The following is a 17,962-nucleotide window of genomic DNA, read 5'->3' as shown; positions in this document are numbered from 1 at the left end:
CGCACCGCCGGTGCCCGAGCTCCGGTGCCCGGGGGCTGTTGACGTCCCCAGGAGGGCCGGTACCTTCACGGTGCACACAATGTCGGACATTGTTCGTAATTTCGAACCTCAGTGAGGGAAGTCATGAGCGAACCAGTCGACAGACGGCACTTCATCGCCACCACGGCCTCCGGGGCCGCGGCCGTGGCGCTCACCGTCGCCGCCGGAGGCACCGCCGAGGCGGCCGCCCCCGGCGCCGCCCCGGTCACGAACCAGCGCAAACCCAAGGCGCTGACCAGTGCCCAGCCCTTTCCGCTCACCGCCGTGACCCTGCTCCCCGGCGCCTTCAAGGACAACCAGTCCCGCAACACCGCCTATCTGCGCTTCGTGGACATCGACCGGCTGCTGCACACCTTCCGCCTCAACGTCGGGCTCCCCAGCAGCGCCCAGCCCTGCGGCGGCTGGGAGAGCCCCAGCACGGAGCTGCGCGGCCACAGCACCGGCCACCTCCTGTCCGGACTGGCCCTCAGCTACGCGGCCACCGGGGACACCGCCCTGCTCGACAAGGGCCGCAAGCTGGTCTCGGCGCTCGCCGCCTGCCAGGCCAAGTCCCCGGCCGCGGGCTACGGCCAGGGCTATCTCTCGGCGTTCCCCGAGAGCTTCTTCGACCGGCTGGAGGCCGGTACCGGGGTGTGGGCGCCTACACCATCCACAAGATCATGGCGGGGCTCGTCGACCAGTACCGGCTCGCGGGCAATGCCGAGGCGTTGGAGACCGTGGAGCGCCAGGCCGCCTGGGTCGACACCCGCACCGGGAAGCTCGGTTACGACCAGATGCAGCGGGTGCTGCAGACCGAGTTCGGCGGCATGAACGACGTCCTCGCCGATCTGCACGCCATCACCGGCGACAGCCGCTGGCTGAAGGTGGCCGAGCGCTTCACCCACGCCCGCGTCTTCGACCCGCTGGCCCGCAACGAGGACCGGCTCGCCGGGCTGCACGCCAACACCCAGATTCCCAAGATGGTCGGCGCCATGCGGCTGTGGGAGGAGGGGCTGGACAGCCGCTACCGCACCATCGGTGAGAACTTCTGGAAGATCGTCACCGATCACCACACCTACGTCATCGGCGGAAACAGCAACGGTGAGGCGTTCCACGAGCCCGACGCCATCGCCGCCCAGCTCTCCGACAACTGCTGCGAGAACTGCAACTCGTACAACATGCTCAAGCTCACCCGGCTGATCCACTTCCACGCGCCGGAGCGCGTGGACCTGCTCGACTACTACGAGCGCACCCTGCTCAACCAGATGCTGGGCGAGCAGGACCCGGACTCGGCCCACGGCTTCAACATCTACTACACGGGCCTCGCCCCCGGCTCCTTCAAACAGCAGCCGTCCTTCATGGGCACCGACCCCAACCAGTACTCCACCGACTACGACAACTTCTCCTGCGACCACGGCAGTGGCATGGAGACCCAGGCCAAGTTCGCGGACACCATCTACACCCACGCCGACCGCAGCCTGCTGGTGAACCTCTTCATCCCCTCCGAGCTGCGCTGGCAGGACAAGGGCATCACCTGGCGCCAGACCACCGGCTTCCCCGACCAGCAGACCACCACCCTCACCGTCACCTCCGGCGCGGCCTCCCTCGAACTGCGCGTCCGCATCCCCTCCTGGGCGGCCGGGGCCCGCGCCACGCTCAACGGCACCGCCCTCGCCGACCGGCCGGCCCCCGGCAGCTGGCTGATCATCGACCGCCAGTGGAAGACCGGCGACCGGGTGGAGGTGACGCTGCCGATGAAGCTGACGTTCGACCCCACCCCCGACGACCCGGACGTCCAGGCGGTGCTCTACGGGCCGGTGGTGCTCGCCGGGGCGTACGGCGGCCGCACCGGAATGACCATGCCGCGCCTGGACACCGGATCCGTGTCCCGGACGGCCACCAACCCCCTGCGGTTCAGCGCCACGGCCAGTGGGGAGAGCGTGACCCTGCTGCCGGTCGCCCGCGTCCACCACCAGCACTACAACGTGTACTGGCTGACCGGGCAGCCGCCCACCCCGCCGCCCGCCTTCGCCGCCTGGCACCGCTTCGACGAGACCTCCGGCACCACCGCGGCCGACGCCACCGGCCGGGAGAAGACCGCCCGGCTCGTCGGCGGCGCCTCCTGGACGGCGGGCAGGACCGGTGGCGCGGTCGCCCTGAACGGCACGGACGGCCATGTCGTCCTCGCCGACGACCTCCTGGCCGGCGCCCGTGCGTACACCCTGGCCACCTGGATCAGACTGGACGGCACCCCCGCCACCTGGACCCGGATCTTCGACATCGGCACCGGTGTCACCGCCAATATGTTCCTCACCCCCGTGGCCGACTCCGGAAAGCTGCGCTTCGCCATCACCGCGGGCGGCGGCGGAGCCGAACAGCGCATCGAAGCCGCCCCGCTGCCCACCGGCCAGTGGGTCCATGTGGCCGTCGCCTACGGCAGCGGTACCGCCGTCCTCTACGTCGGCGGGCGCGAGGTGGGACGCAACACCGCCATCACCGTCGAGCCGGTCCACTTCGGCAACCACATCCGCGCCAGCTATCTCGGCAAGTCGCAGTACCCGGACCCGTACCTCAAGGCCGCGTTCGACGACGTCCGTGTGTACGGCAGGACACTCAGCGCTAATGAGGTCGCCACTTTGGCCCAAAGCTGACAAGCTCAGGCGGACGGGCCGTCCCCACGGCCCGTCCGCTCCCAACCGCACCATACGGACAAGGACGACGCGCATGGTCCACCTCGCCGCCGAGAACCGCTACGACTCCATGCAGTACCAGCGCTGCGGCCGCAGCGGTGTGCTGCTTCCGAAGGTCTCGCTCGGCCTGTGGCACAACTTCGGCGACACCCACCCCCTGGAGACCCAGCGCGCGGTGCTGCGCCGCGCCTTCGACCTGGGCGTCACCCATATCGACCTGGCCAACAACTACGGTCCGCCGCCCGGCAGCGCCGAGAGCAACTTCGGCTCGATCTTCGCCCAGGACTTCCGCCCCTACCGCGACGAGCTCTTCATCGCCACCAAGGCGGGATATCTCATGTGGCCGGGGCCGTACGGCGAATGGGGCTCGCGCAAGTACGTCCTCGCCAGCCTCGACCAGTCGCTGTCCCGGATGGGGCTGGACTACGTCGATGTCTTCTACTCCCACCGCTTCGACCCGGACACCCCGATCGAGGAGACGATGGTCGCCCTCGACAGCGCGGTGCGCCAGGGCAAGGCGCTGTACGCGGGCGTGTCCAACTATCCGCCGGAGGCGATCGCGGAGGCCGCCGCGATCCTGAAGGAACTGCGCACCCCGTACCTGATCAACCAGTACCCGTACTCGATCCTCCAGCGCGGGGTCGAGGGCGGAGTGCTCCAGGCGTCCGCCGAGGCGGGCGCCGGGGTGATCGCCTTCTCGCCGCTGGCGCAGGGGCAGCTCACCGACCGCTATCTGCACGGGGTGCCCGCCGATTCGCGCATGGCGCTCGGCCACTTCCTCAAGCGCGAGACGCTCACCGAGGAGCGGCTGGCCCTGCTGCACGCCCTCAACAAGCTCGCGGAGGGGCGCGGCCAGACCCTCGCCCAGCTGGCGCTCGCATGGGTGCTGCGGGACCCCCGGGTGGTCTCGGTGCTGATCGGCGCGAGCAGCGTCGCCCAGCTGGAGCAGAATGCCGCGGTGCTGGACTCGCCCGGCTTCAGCGACGCCGAGCTGGCCGAGATCGACCGGCTCTCGGCCGAGGCGGGGATCGAGATCCCCTGACGGGCCCCGTCCCGGGAGCACGAGGGACTCGTGGCCCGCCGCGCCCGGCGTGGCGGGCCACGGCCATGTGCGCGACATGGTCATCGGCGGCCGGATAACATGAGCGGTCCGCCCGAGATCACCACGGACCGCCGCACGGAGACACAGCCTTGGCCACACAACGGATTCCGGTCATTCTCATCACGGGTTTTCTGGGCTCCGGCAAGACGACGATGCTCAACCATCTGATGCGGGACAGCGCGGACACCCGGATCGGCGTCATCGTCAATGACTTCGGATCGATCAACATCGACGCCCTGGCCGTCGCCGGGCAGGTCGATTCGATGATCCCGATCGAGAACGGCTGTCTGTGCTGTGCGGCGGACGCCTCCGAGATGGACGCGATGCTCGAGCGGCTCACCGATCCCGAGCTGCGCATCGATGTCGTGGTGATCGAGGCCAGCGGCCTCGCCGAGCCGCAGAGCATGATCCGCGCGCTGCTGTCCAGCAGCAATGAGCGGATCGTCTACGGCGGCCTGGTGGAGGTCGTGGACGCCGCGGAGTTCCCCGACACCCGCGTCCGTCACCCCGAGCTCGACCGCCACGTCCGCGCCGCGGACCTCGTCGTGCTCAACAAGACGGACCGCGTCACCGAGGACGAGCGGCGGGGTCTGCTGGAAAACCTCCAGGAGATCGCCCCCGGTGTGCCGGTCGTGACCGCCGCGCACGGGCGTGTGGACCCCGCTCTCCTCTTCGACCACCGGCCCCGCGAGACCGCCGAGGAAGGCTTCCGGCAGCTCTCGTTCGCCGACGTATGGGCCGACGAGGCATCTGGCGACGGGTGCGGGGACGACAGCCGCGGCCACGGCCATGACCACGGCGCCCACCTCCACGCCGCCTACGAGAGCGTGGAGTTCTCCGCCGCCGACCCGCTCCATCCGCGCCGGCTGATGGACTTCCTCGACAGCCGCCCGGTGGGCCTGTACCGCGCCAAGGGGTTCCTCCACTTCGCGGGCGCGGGCCGGGAGCGGAAGTTCGGGCTGCACGCGGTCGGCTCGTACCTCCGCTTCCAGCTCTCGCCCTGGGAGCGCGGAGAGCCTCGCACGACCCAGCTGGTGATGATCGGCACCGGGATCGACGCCGACACTCTCACCAAACGGCTGGCCGAGTGCGTGGCGGCACCCGAGGAAGAGATCGACGAGACGCACATGATGGGCGTGTTCCGCTATGTGAACGGGACGGACTAGGGAAATCCCTGGAATCGGCCGTGCAACCCTGAGGCGGCGTCACGGGTCCTGCTGGGTGTACATGAGGTAAACGCTCATCAACGAGCAGGAGGAAGTGTGCGCCCCCGTTCCCTCACCACCGTCGTGCGCTGCGCGACGGTGGCCGCACTTGTGACCACCCCCGCCTTACTCGCCGTACCCTCCGCGGGCGCCGCCGAGGCCCGCCCCGCCGCGGCCGCCGCCCCGAAGGTCGACTTCAACAAGGACGGACGCGCCGACCTCGCCGTCTCCGCCCCCGCCGCTACGGTGGGCGGCAAGTCCGAGGCGGGCTATGTCGCCGTCGTCTACGGCTCCGCCTCCGGCGCGGACACCGCCCACCGCCAGGTCGTCAGCCAGGCGACCGAGGGCGTTCCCGGCGACCCCGCCGCGTCGGCGTTCTTCGGGGCCCACACCGTCGCCCGCGACCTGGACGGCGACGGCTACACCGATCTGGCGATCCAGACCGGCAAGTCCCCGGCCGTCACGGTCCTGTGGGGCTCGCCGAACGGGCTGACCGGCGGCACCCAGCTGCCCGCCGGCAACGGCGACCACTGGGGCGACAGCGTCATCGCTGGCGGTGACTTCAACGGCGACGGCCGGGCCGACCTGGTCGACGTGGTCACCACCGGCGAGGGCACGGACGACGAGAAGACCGGAGTGCGCGTCCGCCTCGGCCCGTTCACCCGCGACGGCAAGGACGCGGGCAGCTCCTTCTCCGACACCGGCCGGTTCGACGCGCCGACCAGTCTGACCGCGGGCGACATCACCGGCGACGGCAAGGACGACCTCGTCTCCACCCACGCCTTCGAGGAGATGTCCCAGTCCAGCCTGTTCTTCAAGGGCGACGACAAGGGCCTGTCGCAGAAGGCCGCCGACCTCACCGACGCCGCCTCCGCGACCATCGCCGACGTCGACAAGGACGGCCACGGCGATCTGGTCCTGCGCACCGTCCCCGGTGACGTCATCGAGAACCTGCCGTACGACCACGGCACGCTCAAGGTCCTCTACGGCACCGCGTCGGGGCCGAGCACCACCCGCACCACGACCATCGACCAGAACACCGCGGGCGTCCCCGGTGTCAACGAGGACGGCGACCAGTTCGGCTACGCGCTGAGCTCCGGCGACGTCAACGGCGACGGCTACGCGGACATCGCCGTCGGCATCCCGTACGAGGGCCTGGACTCGGTCAAGGAGGCGGGCAGCGTCGTCCAGCTCTACGGCGGCCGGGGCGGGCTGTCCGGAACCGGAGCCCAGGCGTTCACCCAGGACACCGCCGGTGTCCCCGGTGTCGCGGAGGCGGGGGACCACTTCGCCATGGCGACCGGGCTCGCCGACACCGACGGCGACGGCAAGGACGACCTGGCCGTGGGCGCGCCCGACGAGGACGGCGCCCAGTCCACCAGCGGCGCGGCCTGGGTGCTGCGCGGCCAGGCGAGCGGCCTGACCACGGACGGTGTCGTCTCCTTCGGGCCGGACTCCCTCGGGGCACCGGAGGCCGGTGCGGCCCTGGGCCACGGTTTCCAGCGGTAACCACATCGCCTGGACGCCGAACCGCTCTTCGAACGCGAGTAGTTGACGATCCCTCATGTTTACTGGACGGTAGGTCCATGCCGACTCATGAGACACGAGGGATACGGACCGGCCGCCCCGGACCGGGTCGCACCCGGCTGCTCGGGGTGGCCGTCCTGCTGCTGGCGGCGGCCGCGGCCCCGGGCACTCCGGCGGCCGCGGCCGAGGCGCCCTGGTTCGACGGCCGGGCGGCGGACCAGGTGACCGTGGACGGCACCCGGTTCGCCGACGGCCACGGCCGCGAGGTCGTGCTGCGCGGCTTCAACGTGTCCGGCGAGACCAAACTGGAGGAGAACGGCGGGCTCCCGTTCGCCACCACCGCCGACGCGAGGAAATCCGCCGCCGCCATGCGCCATCTGACCGGCGCCAACGCGGTGCGGTTCCTGCTGTCCTGGGCCCATGCCGAGCCCGAGCCGGGCCAGGTGGACACCGGCTATCTGGAGAAGGCCACCGCGCAGATGAAGGCGTTCCTCGACGCCGGAATCCGGGTCTTCCCCGACTTCCACCAGGACCTCTACTCCCGCCATCTCTTCGACAAGGACAGCTGGTACAGCGGTGACGGCGCCCCGAAGTGGGTCATCGACGCGGGCGGCTACCCCAAGGAGTCCTGCGGCATCTGCTTCCACTGGGGCCAGAACATCACCCAGAACCAGGCCGTCAGAGACGCCACCCGCGACTTCTGGCACAACCGCGCCCTGACCACCGGCGCGGGCACCGTCCGCGTCCAGGACGCCTTCCTGGCCACCGCCGAGAAGACCATGACCTACCTCGCCCGGCAGCTCACCGACGACCAGTTCACCCGCGTCGTCGGCTTCGACCCGCTCAACGAGCCGTACGCGGGCGCGTACGACGACGGCCAGAACAGCCGCACCTGGGAGAAGAGCGTGCTGTGGCCCTTCTACGAGAAGTTCCGCGCCCGCATGGACGCCGCGGGCTGGCAGGACAAGCCCGCCTTCGTGGAGCCCAATATGTTCTGGAACTCCAACCTGGACTTCCAGCGCCAGGAGGGCGGACTCCTCGACGCCGGAAAACCCGGCCCCGACTACGTCTTCAACACCCACTACTACGATCAGAAGGCCATCTCCGGGGTCTTCATGCCCGGCAAGGCGGCCGACGGCCAGTACGCGGGCGACTTCGGCGCCCTGCGCGATCGCTCCACCGCCCTGGACCTGCCCGCCGTCATGAGCGAGTTCGGCCATCCGCTGGCCGGCTTCACCTCCGACAAGGCCCCCACCGTCGTCAAGGGCATGTACCAGGCGCTGGACTCGCGTCTCCCCGGTGCCTCCTGGTGGACCAGGCCGGCCGCCTCCGGCGCCGTGCTCTCCTCCACCCAGTGGCAGTGGGACATCTACAACGGCCGCCACCACGAGGCCATGAACGGCAACACCGGGAAGGTCCTCACCGAGGGCGACGCCTGGAACGACGAGGATCTCTCGGCCGTCCGCCTCGACGACTCCGGCAACGCCGCGCCGCGCCAGGACGCCCGGCTGCTCGACCGGATCTATCCGCGCGCCGTCGCGGGCCGCACCCTCGCCTTCACCTTCGAGGACCGCTCACGCGACGGCTCCACCACGCTCAGCTGGGACCGCATCCCCGGCAGCCTGCGAGACGTCGCCAAGGTCACCGGCTCCGGCCGCTACGGCATGCTGGTGTGGCGCTCCGACGGCGCCACCGACGCGCCCACCGAACTCCGGCTGCCCCGCGACTTCGACCCCGCCCGGACCACCGTCGTCTCCGATCTGGGCACCCTCACCGGCCCGCCCGCGTACACCGCACACGGCCACACCGCCGACCACCCCGTCGCCACCGCGGCGGAGCCCGGCGACAGCGAGGGGAACCGGCTGGTGCTCTCCGCCCCGGCCGACGAGTCCACCGGCACCCTGCACTACGCGCTGATCGCCGACGGCACCGCGGCTCCCTCGGCGGAACAGCGCGCCGCCGCCCAGCGCGAACTCGCGCAATGGGCGGCGGACGCCGGCTTCTGAGCCCCGTGGCCCACCGTTACCAGCGATGGTGAACCTGGGCCCGGATCCGTCGGTCGTACAGGTCGCCGACGGCCTCCAGCGTGGCGCCCGGCAGCGGGGGCAGCCCCGCCGCGGCCGCGTTCGCCCGAGCCTGCTCGGGCGAACGCGCCCCCGGGATGACGGAGGTCACGCCCGGCTGCTGGATGATCCACCGCAGCGCCGTCTGCGCGGGGGTGGCTCCCTGCGGGGCCAGCCCGGCGAACTCCACCGCCGCCTCGACGCCCTCCTCGAAGCCCACGCCGGAGAACGTCTCGCCCTGGTCGAACATCTCGCCGTGCCGGTTGAAGGTGCGGTGGTCGTTCTCGGCGAAGACGGTGTCCTTGGTGTACTTCCCCGACAGCAGACCGGACGCCAGCGGTACCCGCGCGATGATCCCGACACCGGCCTCCCGCGCCGCCGGGACCACCTCCTCCAGCGGCTTGAGCCGGAACGGGTTGAGGATGATCTGCACACTCGCCGTGCCCGGACGCGCGATCGCGGCCAGCGCCTCCGCACACGTCTCGACGCTCACCCCGTACGCCGCCACCCGCTCCTCGGCCACCAGCGTGTCCAGCGCGTCGAAGACCGCGGCCGAGGAGTGCACCGAGGACGGCGGGCAGTGCAGCTGGACCAGATCCAGGGTGTCCACGCCCAGATTGGCCCGCGAACGGTCGGTCCACGCACGGAAGTTGTCCAGTGTGTAGTTCTCGGCGAGCTGTGGCAGCCGCCGCCCCATCTTGGTGGCCACGAAGATCCCGGCGTCCGGGCGCGACCTCAGATACCGCCCGATGAGCTGCTCGCTGCGCCCGTCCCCGTACACATCGGCGGTGTCGAAGAACGTCACCCCCGCTTCGACGGCCGTGTCCAGCACGGCCAGGGCGTCGTTCTCGCCGACCTCGCCCCAGTCCGCGCCCAGCTGCCAGGTGCCCAGGCCCACGACCGAGACCTTCCGGCCGAGCCGGCCGAACTCACGCTGCTCCATGCTCCCTCTTCTCACTTACGGCGACGCGGCTCACCGTAGCTGGCGTTCACCAGTCGTGCACCGTGCCGTCCGCCAGCCGGTTCACCGGCAGATACGCGGGCTGGTACGGGAACCGCCCGGCGGCCTCCGTGTCCAGCTCGACGCCCAGGCCCGGGGTGTCGGAGGGGTGCAGCAGCCCGTCCTCGAAGCGGAAGGAGGTGCGGAAGACCTCCAGTGTGTCGGCGGTATGCGGCATGTACTCCTGTATGCCGAAGTTGTGGACGGCCAGATCCAGGTGGAGGGCCGCGGCCATGCCCACGGGGGAGATGTCGGTCGGGCCGTGCATACCGGACTTGACCCCGTAGACCGCGGCCAGGTCCAGCAGTTTGCGCATGGCGGTGACCCCGCCGGTGTGGGTCACCGCCGAGCGCACATAGTCGATCAGCCGCTCGCTCAGCAGGGTGGTGTAGTCGTGGACGTGGTTGAAGACCTCGCCGATGGCCAGGGGGGTGGTGGTGTGCTGCCGGATGAGCCGCAGCGCGGCCTGGTCCTCACCGGGCGTGGCGTCCTCCAGCCAGAACAGGTCGTACGGCTCCAGCACCTTGCCGAGCCGGGCCGCCTGGATCGGGGTCATCCGGTGGTGGCCGTCGTGCAGCAGCGGCAGCTCCGGGCCGAACTCCGCCCGGACGGCCTCGAACACGGTCGGCAGATGACGCAGATAGGCCCGGGTGTCCCAGCTCTCCTCGGCGGGCAGCACCCGGGGCCCCGAGCCCCGGCGCGCCGGTTCGTAGTCGTAGCGCTCCCCGCCGCCCGCGCTCGAGGAGGCCACGCCGTAGACCGAGGCCAGCCCCGGGATGCCGGTCTGGACGCGGATCGCGCGATAGCCCTGCTCCAGATGGGCGCGGATGGAGTCGAGCAGTTCGGGGACGTCCCGGCCGGAGGCGTGCCCGTAGGCCAGCGCGCCGCTGCGCGACGCCCCGCCCAGCAGCTGGTACAGCGGCATCCCGGCGGCCTTGGCCTTGATGTCCCACAGCGCGGTGTCGACGGCCGCGATGGCGGCCATGGTCACCGGGCCGCGCCGCCAGTACGCCCCGCGGTACAGATACTGCCAGGTGTCCTCGATGCGCGAGGCGTCCCGGTCGAGCAGCAGTGGCACCACGTGGTCCCGCAGATACGAGGCGACGGCCAGCTCACGGCCGTTGAGCGTGGCGTCCCCCAGACCCGTGACCCCGTCCTCGGTGACGATGCGCAGGGTGGTGAAATTGCGTCCCGGACTGGTGACGACGACCTCGGCCGACTCGATCCTCACCGCATACCCCATTCCTTGTGGCCGGTCCCTTCGGCGATCACGCCGTACGGGCAGCTCTACCCGCTTCCCGCCGCCGGGATCCGGAGGCGTCAGATACCGAAGGAGGCATCCGCCATGACCACCCTCACCGTCGCCCTGCTCCAACTCGCCCCGCCGGGGCCCGATCTGCCGGTGAACCTCACCCTCGGCGAGGCGGCCTGCCGCCGGGCCCGGGCGCTCGGCGCCGACATCGCGCTCTTCCCCGAGATGTGGAGCAACGGCTACAGCTGCGCCGTCCCCGAAGGTTCCGCCGACGGCGACGTCTACCGCCACCCCTCGCTGTGGGACGGCGTCCGCACTCCGGCCGGGCCGTGGCCGGAGTCCGTCTGGCTCGGCGAGCCCATCACCCGTGACTCGCCCTTCGTGACCCACTTCCGCGAGCTGGCCGCCGAGCTCGAGATGGCCATCGCGCTCACCTATCTGGAGCGCTGGGACGGACCGCCGCGCAACACCCTCTCCCTCATCGACCGGCACGGCCGCCTGGTGCTGACCTACGCCAAGGTGCACACCTGCGCCTTCGACCTGCCGGAGGCCGGTCTGACCCCGGGGAAGGGGTTCGAGGTATGCGCCCTGGACACTGCGGTGGGCGAGGTGATGACCGGGGCGATGATCTGTTACGACCGGGAGTTCCCGGAGAGTGCCCGCGCACTGATGCTCGCCGGGGCGGAGATCGTCCTCACCCCGAACGCCTGCGAGCTGGAGATCAACCGGCTCTCCCAGTTCCGCTCCCGCGCCGTGGAGAACATGACCGGCATGGCCATGGCCAACTACGCCGGTCCCGGCTGGGGCCACTCCGTCGCCCACGACGGCATCGCCTTCGTGGCCGGGCGGTCGCGGGACACCCTGGTGGTCGAGGCGGGCGAGGCCGAGGGGGTCTATCCGGCGGTCTTCGACCTCGACGCGCTGCGCGCCAACCGGCGCCGGGAGGCCTGGGGAGACGCCTTCCGCCGCCCCGCCGCGTACCGCAGCCTGCTGGACCATGAGGTGCGCGAGCCATTCGTCAGGGTCGGGCCCGATGGCGCTCCCGTCCCCGGCCGCAGCCGGCCCTGACGGCTGGAAAGGTTTGTCAAGTACCTACAAAAATACGACCTGAGCTGCGGCGATTGCTGACGGGGTACCCGGTGAGTAGGGTGTCCCGCATGTCAGCTCTCAACGTGGAATTCAGCGATCGGGAACTTGAGGACCTCCGCCAGATCGCCAAGGAGCGCGGTACCACCATGAAAGCCCTCGTCCGCGAGGCGACCGTGGCCGACATCGCGCGTCACCGCGCTCTGCAGGAGGGCGCCGAGGTCTTCCGGCGGTTCTTCGCGGACAACGCCGACGCCTTCGCGGACGCGTTCCCCGACGATGAGCACCGCCAGTCCGGGCAGGCCGCCTGACCATGGCCCCGCTGCTGCATATCGACGTCCCCTGGCTGCTCCAGCGCCATGAGGAGGTCATGCCGGAACAGCCGGCCATCTCGGACTTCTCGGGTCTGGTCGCGGCCGTCGCCCGCCACCGCGTCGACCCGCCCCGCCTGGGCGTCGATCCCGACTCGGCGTGGCGGGCCGCGGCCCTGCTGCACACCATCGCGCTGCTCAGACCGCTCCCGGCGAGCAACGCGCGGTTCGCCGCCGCGACCGCGGTCGCCTATATGCACGCTTCCGGCGAGGGCATCGACCCGCCGTACGGGGCACTGATCGACCTGGTCCGCGACATCCTCTCGGGCAAGTCCGATGTCTTCGAAGCGGCCAGCCACATCCGCTCCTGGCGGATCTGAGCGCCTGCCGCGACAGGCCGCCGCCACCGCGACGCCGGGTTCGGGGGTCAGTCGACGTCACCGCGTGTGGTGCCGACCTTGAGGTCGTCGATGTAGTTGACCACCCGGCTGTCCTCGGCCCCGTATACCCCCCACTTGGGGTCGTTGCTGCTGTCCCAGGTGCGGCAGGCCCACCGGGTGGTGCCGTCGCTGAACTTCTGCTGCCGGCCGTTGACCCACAGCTCGACCCAGCCACCCTTGGTCTCGTCGGACAGATGCAGCCCGATGGTGTAGTGGTTCCACTCGTTCGCCGAGGCCGGGGTCGACCAGATGGTGAAGACCTGGTTGCCGGGCTGCCGCTGGATCATCGTGGTCCGGCCGCCGAGCGTCTTCAGCACCACCGGCCAGTTCTGGATGTGGTCCCCATAGGACTTCCACTGGAAGGTGGCGTTGTTGTCGACGGTGCTGGAGAGCTTGCTGGACCAGCCGAACCAGTAGGTCCCGCCGTTCTGGAAGGCGTATTTCGAGCCGCCCACGGCGATGCCGTGGCTTTCGCAGCGATTGCTGCCGCTCGGCTTGTCGTACTTCCAGACCTTGCCGCGCTGCGCGTCCGAGACGGCGGTGACGCTGCCGGGAGAGTCGCAGTTCAACAGGCCGTAGACCTTGGTGCCGCCGGAGGCGTCGCCGTTCCAGATGAACGCGGCGTCCGCGGGCCATGCGAACGCGAGACCCGCGGCCGCGACGGCCGCGGGTACGGCGAACCGGAGTCCGGCGATGCGCCGGGTGGACCGTAAGGCAACCATGCCACTCCTTGGATGGGCCCCGTTCGATGGTGTGCGCACCATACTGGGGCCCGCCGGATTGGTCCATACCTACCCAATGAACCGTGCCGGGCTCGTCTCCCGCATCAGCCCGCCGAGCCGAGCTCCTCGGCGAGCGCCTGCTTCTCCAGCGTCTCGCGCCGCTCCTCGGCCGGGGTGTGTCCGGCCGCCTCCGCCGCCTGGACGCGCTCGGCCTCGGCGAGCAGCGAGTGCCCGGTGGCCAGGACGCCGATGCCCAGCGCGACCGCCGCCGCCCCGATGTAGAAGGGCAGATGTACACCGCTGTGCTCGGCGATCTTCCCCGCCGCGTACGGGGCCAGACCGCCGCCGATGAAGCGGACGAAACCGTAGGAGGCGGAGGCGACGGGCCGTTCGACGGGGGCGACGGTCATCACCGCCTGGGTGGTGATGGTGTTGTTGATCCCGATGAAGGCGCCGGCCACGATCACCGCCACGATCAGCGTCGTCCTGGAGTCGGTGAACAGGCCGATGACGAGGATGTCGAGGGCGAACAGCGCCAGATTCAGATACAGGGAGCGGGCTATGCCGAGCCGCGCCTGGAGCCAGGGGGCGCCGAAGACCGAGAAGAGGGCGACGAGCACACCCCAGCCGGTGAAGACATAGCCGAGCTCATGGGTGCCCAGGTCCATCGGGAACGGGGCGTAGCCCAGCACCGTGAAGAAGCCCCAGTTGTAGCAGAGCGCGGTCAGGCCCATGATGAGCAGCCCGCGGTGGCGCAGCGCCTTGAGCGGGTCGGCGATCGAGGCCCGGCGCGCCGGGGTCGGGGTCGGCTGGACCAGCACGATGGTCGCGATCAGCGCGATGGCCATCAGGACCGCCACGCCGAAGAACGGCCCGCGCCAGCTGATCGCGCCGAGCTCGCCGCCCAGCAGCGGCCCGATCGCGATGCCGATGCCCAGCGCGGTCTCGTAGAGGATGATCGCGCCGGCGAAGCCACCGCTGGCCGAGCCCACGATGACGGCCAGCGAGGTGGCGATGAAGAGGGCGTTGCCCAGCCCCCATCCGGCGCGGAAGCCGACGATCCCGTCGATGCTGCCGGAGGCCCCGGCCGCCGCGCTGAAGAGCACGATGAGTACCAGACCGGTCACGAGGGTGCGCTTGGCTCCGATACGGCTAGAGACGAACCCGGTGACCAGCATGGCGACGGCGGTGACCACCAGATAGCTGGTGAACAGCAGCGATACCTGACTCGGCGTGGCATGCAGCTTGGCGGAGAGGGAGGGCAGGATCGGATCCACGAGGCCGATGCCCATGAAGGAGATCACACAGGCGAAGGCGACCGCCCATACGGCCTTCGGCTGCTTGAAGGGGTTGGGGGCGCTGTGATGAGCGGACAAAAGATGCTCCGTCGTTCAGGGCCCGAGCCGTGACGACATGGCGAGCCGTGGCGCGGCAGGGTGCCGGTTGATCAGGAAGCGGTGTTTCCCGGGGACTTTCGCGCCCGTGCCGCGTTCTCGACGAGCCGCTGGAATGCGGGGGTGGCGGCGCGGACGGCGGTGGCGAGTGCCTGTTCGTCCTCGGGGGAGAGGGTGGCCAGCAGTTCGGCGAGCCGGTTCGTACGGCCGCGGCGCCGCTCGGCGAGCAGCTCCCGCCCGGCGTCGGTGATCGCCACCAGGACCACCCGACCGTCGTGCGGATCGTCGACCCGGGTCACCAGACCCTGCCGCTCCAGCCGCTGGATCAGCTGGGTCATCGAAGGCTGGGTGACGCCCTCGTCGGCGGCCAGGGCCGTGAGACGGGACGGGCCCTCACGGCTGAGCCGGCCGAGGGTCGAGGCCGCGGTGAAGCTGATGTCCCGGTTGGTCAGATGGCGCACCGCGAGGAACGCCAGTTGCTCCAGCGCTTCCGCGACCTCCTCACGGGTGGCGGGGACGTCGGATTCCCGGGTGCCGGACTGCTGTGTGTATTCCACATCTAGTTTTATATCATGCCTCTATATAGGCAGGCTATGCAGATGGTCACAGGCCCGGTCCGGCCCCGCGGGAATACCACCTCAGCGGAAGATTCCGGTGTGGCCGAGGGAGTAGCGGCCGGGCTGGGGGTAGACCGCGAGCCCGTGCGGGCCGCCGCCGACCGGGATCCGGGCGCGCAGCCGGCCGGTGCGGGTGTCGATCGCGTAGACCTCGGCGTTGTAGCGGCCCGAGAGCCACAGCACCTTGCCGTCGGCGGACACCCCGCCCATGTCGGGGCTGCCGCCGCCGGGGAGCCGCCACCGTCGCACCAGCTTGCCGCTCTTGAAGGACAGCACCGAGATGGTGCCCTCGCCGCGGTTGGAGATGTACATGGAGCGGGAGTCGCGGCTGACGTAGAGGCCGTGCGTGCCCTTTCCGGTGGGCAGCAGCCGCGGCTTGCCGAAGCTGTCCCCGTTGAGCACCCACAGGCCGTTCGCCACCATGTCGGCGATGTACCAGGTCTTGCCGTTGGGCGAGATCTTGACGTCCTGCGGCATGGCCCCGGCGATCGGCAGCCGCCGCTTGGCGACCACCTTCTTCTTCGCCGTGTCCACCTTCAGCAGCTCACCGGAGAACTCGCACGAGACGATGAAGTAACGCCCGTCGGGTGAGAAGTCCGCGTGGTTCACGCCGTAGCAGTCCACCGGCACCGACTTGACCACCTTCATGGTGTGCGCGTCCCGGAAGACCAGCGCCCGGTCCATGGAGGCCATCACCACGGCGTACTTCCCGTCCGGGGTGAAGTAGAGGTTGTACGGGTCGTGGACGTCCACCGGGCGCCCCATCCGGCCGTTGGCGGGGTTGATGGGGGTGAGGGTGTTGCCCAGGTCGTTGTTGACCCACAGCGTCTTCAGATCCCACGAGGGCACCACGTGCTGCGGCTGGTGGCCCACCTGGATCGTGCGGACGACCTTGAACTTCTTCGGGTCGATGACGCTCACCGTGTCCGAGAGCGTATTGGGTACGTACACCCGCGACGGATAGTCCTTCACCGTCCGGGACAGCTTCCCCGGCCGGTCGGCCGCGTAGAGGTCATGCGGGTCCAGCGGGGGCGGCATCCCCGGCAGCAGCCGGGCCAACTCGGCCTTCTTCTCCGCCTTCTTCCTCGCCGCGGCCGACGCCTGGAGCGCGCTCTGCCGAGCCGACGCCGACGCCGCACGGTCCGGCCGGTGCTCGCTGGAGGAGGCGCAGGCCGGAACCGCCGCCCCGCACAGCATCAGGGCCGCCGCGGCCCGGACCGTGGCACGCCGCAGGTGTGCGCGGGAGAGGGAGCGCGACGAGCCACGGGCCACGGGTTCCTCCAGCGGTGAGGGTGGGCTTCGGCCGTCACCCGCACCGTGGCCGGCCATGGCCTCACCCTGGCACCGCCCCCGGCCACCGGCATCCGCCCGCGGCCAAGCGGGGGAGCGGCGTACCGCCCTCGGCCGAAGCGGCCGGGCCGCACGGGCGTAGGATCGCGGCCGACGCCCGGGGAGGACTCCGGGGCCTCGCGCGGAGGGGGACGGACAGTGCGGTTCGGAGTGCTGGGCACCGGACACTGGGCGGCCGAGACCCACGCCGCGGCGCTCGCCGCGCACCCCGCGGCCGAACTGGCCGGGATCTGGGGACGCGACCCGGCGAAGGCGAAGGCGCTGGCGGACCGCTGGGACACCCGCGCCCACCCGGACGCCGACGCCCTGATCGCCGACGTGGACGCCGTGGCCATCGCCCTCCCACCGGACATCCAGAGCGGCCTCGCCGAGCGGGCCGCGCTGGCCGGATGCCATCTGCTCCTGGACAAGCCGCTGGCCTTCAGCACCGAGGAGGCCGACCGGATCGTGCGGGCCGTGGACGAGCGCGGGCTGGCCTCCGTGGTGTTCTTCACCAACCGCTTCGCGGCGCCCGTCGAGACCTTCCTCCGGCAGGCCGCGGCGGACGGCGGCTGGGACGGCGGCCGTGCCACCGCCTTCGCCTCGATCTTCCAGCCCGGCGGCCACTACGGCGACTCCCGCTGGCGGCGGGAGCGCGGCGGGCTGTGGGACGTCGGCCCGCACTCGCTGTCCGTCCTGCTGCCGGTCCTCGGCCCGGTGGCCGAGGTCACCGCCCTGGAGGGGCCGCGCGGCGCGGCGCATGTGCTGCTGCGCCACCACTCCGGCGCCATCGGCACCCTCGCGCTCACCCTGGACGCCCGGCCCGCGGCCCAGGGCTTCTCGTGCGACTTCTACGGCGAGCGGGGGATCGCCGTGGTGCCCGAGGCGGGGACCACCGCCTTGGACGCCTTCGCCACGGCCGTCGACCGGCTGCTGAGCAGTGCCCGCGACGGCGGCGCGGCCGACCCCTGCGACGTACGGTTCGGCCGCGAGGTCGTCGCCGTCCTGGAGGCCGCCGACCGCTCAGGCCGCGAGGGGCGCACCGTCGTGCCGCGCTGAGCCGGCGCTGTCGGGTGGTGAGCGAGCGCTGTCCCGTGGTGGACGAGCGCCGCCCCGCGCTGAGCGCGCCCGTACCGCGCCGAGGGCCCGCCGTGCTCCGCCGAACGGGGGAAGGCTTGCCCTTCCCCCGCATATTCCGGCGTTCCC

14 protein-coding genes and 1 pseudogene are annotated in these 17,962 nt (G+C 70.9%); 9 read left to right on the top strand and 6 right to left on the bottom strand.

Annotated elements, in window-relative coordinates; translation table 11 throughout:
* Positions 1–123: 123 nt before the first annotated feature.
* The 5 genes and pseudogenes from ACMTAK_RS05515 to ACMTAK_RS05495 all read left to right on the top strand — a co-directional run bounded on the left by ACMTAK_RS05515 (position 124) and on the right by ACMTAK_RS05495 (position 8,548).
* A pseudogene (locus ACMTAK_RS05515) lies at positions 124–2,669 on the top strand (glycoside hydrolase family 127 protein).
* A gap of 73 nt (positions 2,670–2,742) precedes the next feature.
* Positions 2,743–3,750: an aldo/keto reductase gene (locus ACMTAK_RS05510; RefSeq protein ID WP_413805101.1), complete on the top strand. Its 1,008-nt coding sequence runs from the start codon at positions 2,743–2,745 to the stop codon at positions 3,748–3,750.
* A 149-nt stretch (positions 3,751–3,899) separates the two neighbouring features.
* On the top strand, positions 3,900–4,976 hold the full coding sequence (locus ACMTAK_RS05505; RefSeq protein ID WP_413805100.1) for a CobW family GTP-binding protein: 1,077 nt from the start codon (positions 3,900–3,902) through the stop codon (positions 4,974–4,976).
* Positions 4,977–5,072: 96 nt separating this feature from the next.
* Positions 5,073–6,524, top strand: coding sequence for an FG-GAP and VCBS repeat-containing protein (locus ACMTAK_RS05500; protein ID WP_413805099.1), 1,452 nt, complete (start codon positions 5,073–5,075; stop codon positions 6,522–6,524).
* Between the two features lie 77 nt (positions 6,525–6,601).
* Positions 6,602–8,548, top strand: a complete 1,947-nt coding sequence (locus ACMTAK_RS05495) for a cellulase family glycosylhydrolase (RefSeq protein ID WP_413805098.1) — start codon at positions 6,602–6,604, stop codon at positions 8,546–8,548.
* A 16-nt stretch (positions 8,549–8,564) separates the two neighbouring features.
* On the opposite strand, the gene ACMTAK_RS05490 is transcribed toward ACMTAK_RS05495, so the two are convergent.
* Positions 8,565–9,548 carry an aldo/keto reductase gene (locus ACMTAK_RS05490; protein ID WP_413805097.1) on the bottom strand — a complete coding sequence of 328 codons (984 nt, stop codon included), beginning with the start codon at positions 9,546–9,548 and terminating at the stop codon, positions 8,565–8,567.
* A gap of 46 nt (positions 9,549–9,594) precedes the next feature.
* Complete coding sequence (manD, locus tag ACMTAK_RS05485) at positions 9,595–10,836, bottom strand: D-mannonate dehydratase ManD (RefSeq protein ID WP_413805096.1); 1,242 nt, start codon at positions 10,834–10,836, stop codon at positions 9,595–9,597.
* A 114-nt stretch (positions 10,837–10,950) separates the two neighbouring features.
* Between manD and ACMTAK_RS05480 the strand changes: the two genes are divergently transcribed.
* The 3 genes from ACMTAK_RS05480 to ACMTAK_RS05470 all read left to right on the top strand — a co-directional run bounded on the left by ACMTAK_RS05480 (position 10,951) and on the right by ACMTAK_RS05470 (position 12,634).
* Positions 10,951–11,925 carry a carbon-nitrogen hydrolase family protein gene (locus ACMTAK_RS05480; RefSeq protein WP_413805095.1) on the top strand — a complete coding sequence of 325 codons (975 nt, stop codon included), beginning with the start codon at positions 10,951–10,953 and terminating at the stop codon, positions 11,923–11,925.
* Between the two features lie 89 nt (positions 11,926–12,014).
* Positions 12,015–12,254, top strand: a complete 240-nt coding sequence (locus tag ACMTAK_RS05475; protein WP_413805094.1) for a hypothetical protein — start codon at positions 12,015–12,017, stop codon at positions 12,252–12,254.
* Positions 12,255–12,256: 2 nt separating this feature from the next.
* The gene (locus ACMTAK_RS05470; RefSeq protein WP_413805093.1) at positions 12,257–12,634 is read left to right on the top strand and encodes a toxin Doc; all 378 of its coding nucleotides are present in this window, start codon (positions 12,257–12,259) and stop codon (positions 12,632–12,634) included.
* A 47-nt stretch (positions 12,635–12,681) separates the two neighbouring features.
* On the opposite strand, the gene ACMTAK_RS05465 is transcribed toward ACMTAK_RS05470, so the two are convergent.
* From ACMTAK_RS05465 to ACMTAK_RS05450, 4 genes are all read right to left on the bottom strand, one after another.
* Complete coding sequence (locus ACMTAK_RS05465) at positions 12,682–13,416, bottom strand: heparin lyase I family protein (protein WP_413805092.1); 735 nt, start codon at positions 13,414–13,416, stop codon at positions 12,682–12,684.
* 104 nt (positions 13,417–13,520) lie between these two features.
* Positions 13,521–14,792 carry an MFS transporter gene (locus ACMTAK_RS05460; protein WP_413805091.1) on the bottom strand — a complete coding sequence of 424 codons (1,272 nt, stop codon included), beginning with the start codon at positions 14,790–14,792 and terminating at the stop codon, positions 13,521–13,523.
* Positions 14,793–14,863: 71 nt separating this feature from the next.
* Positions 14,864–15,367: a MarR family winged helix-turn-helix transcriptional regulator gene (locus tag ACMTAK_RS05455; RefSeq protein ID WP_413805090.1), complete on the bottom strand. Its 504-nt coding sequence runs from the start codon at positions 15,365–15,367 to the stop codon at positions 14,864–14,866.
* An 81-nt stretch (positions 15,368–15,448) separates the two neighbouring features.
* Entirely contained in the window at positions 15,449–16,756 is a 1,308-nt protein-coding gene (locus ACMTAK_RS05450; RefSeq protein ID WP_413805089.1) for a YVTN family beta-propeller repeat protein, read from the bottom strand.
* A gap of 159 nt (positions 16,757–16,915) precedes the next feature.
* Here ACMTAK_RS05450 and ACMTAK_RS05445 point away from each other — a divergent pair, with 159 nt between their 5' ends.
* The gene (locus ACMTAK_RS05445; protein ID WP_413805088.1) at positions 16,916–17,815 is read left to right on the top strand and encodes a Gfo/Idh/MocA family protein; all 900 of its coding nucleotides are present in this window, start codon (positions 16,916–16,918) and stop codon (positions 17,813–17,815) included.
* The last annotated feature ends 147 nt before the right edge of the window (positions 17,816–17,962 follow it).

Origin of the sequence: Streptomyces lacaronensis, assembly GCF_047337785.1 — a bacterium.
Classification (GTDB): Bacteria; Actinomycetota; Actinomycetes; order Streptomycetales; family Streptomycetaceae; genus Streptomyces; species Streptomyces lycopersici.
This window is presented reverse-complemented; position numbering and strand designations above follow the sequence as displayed.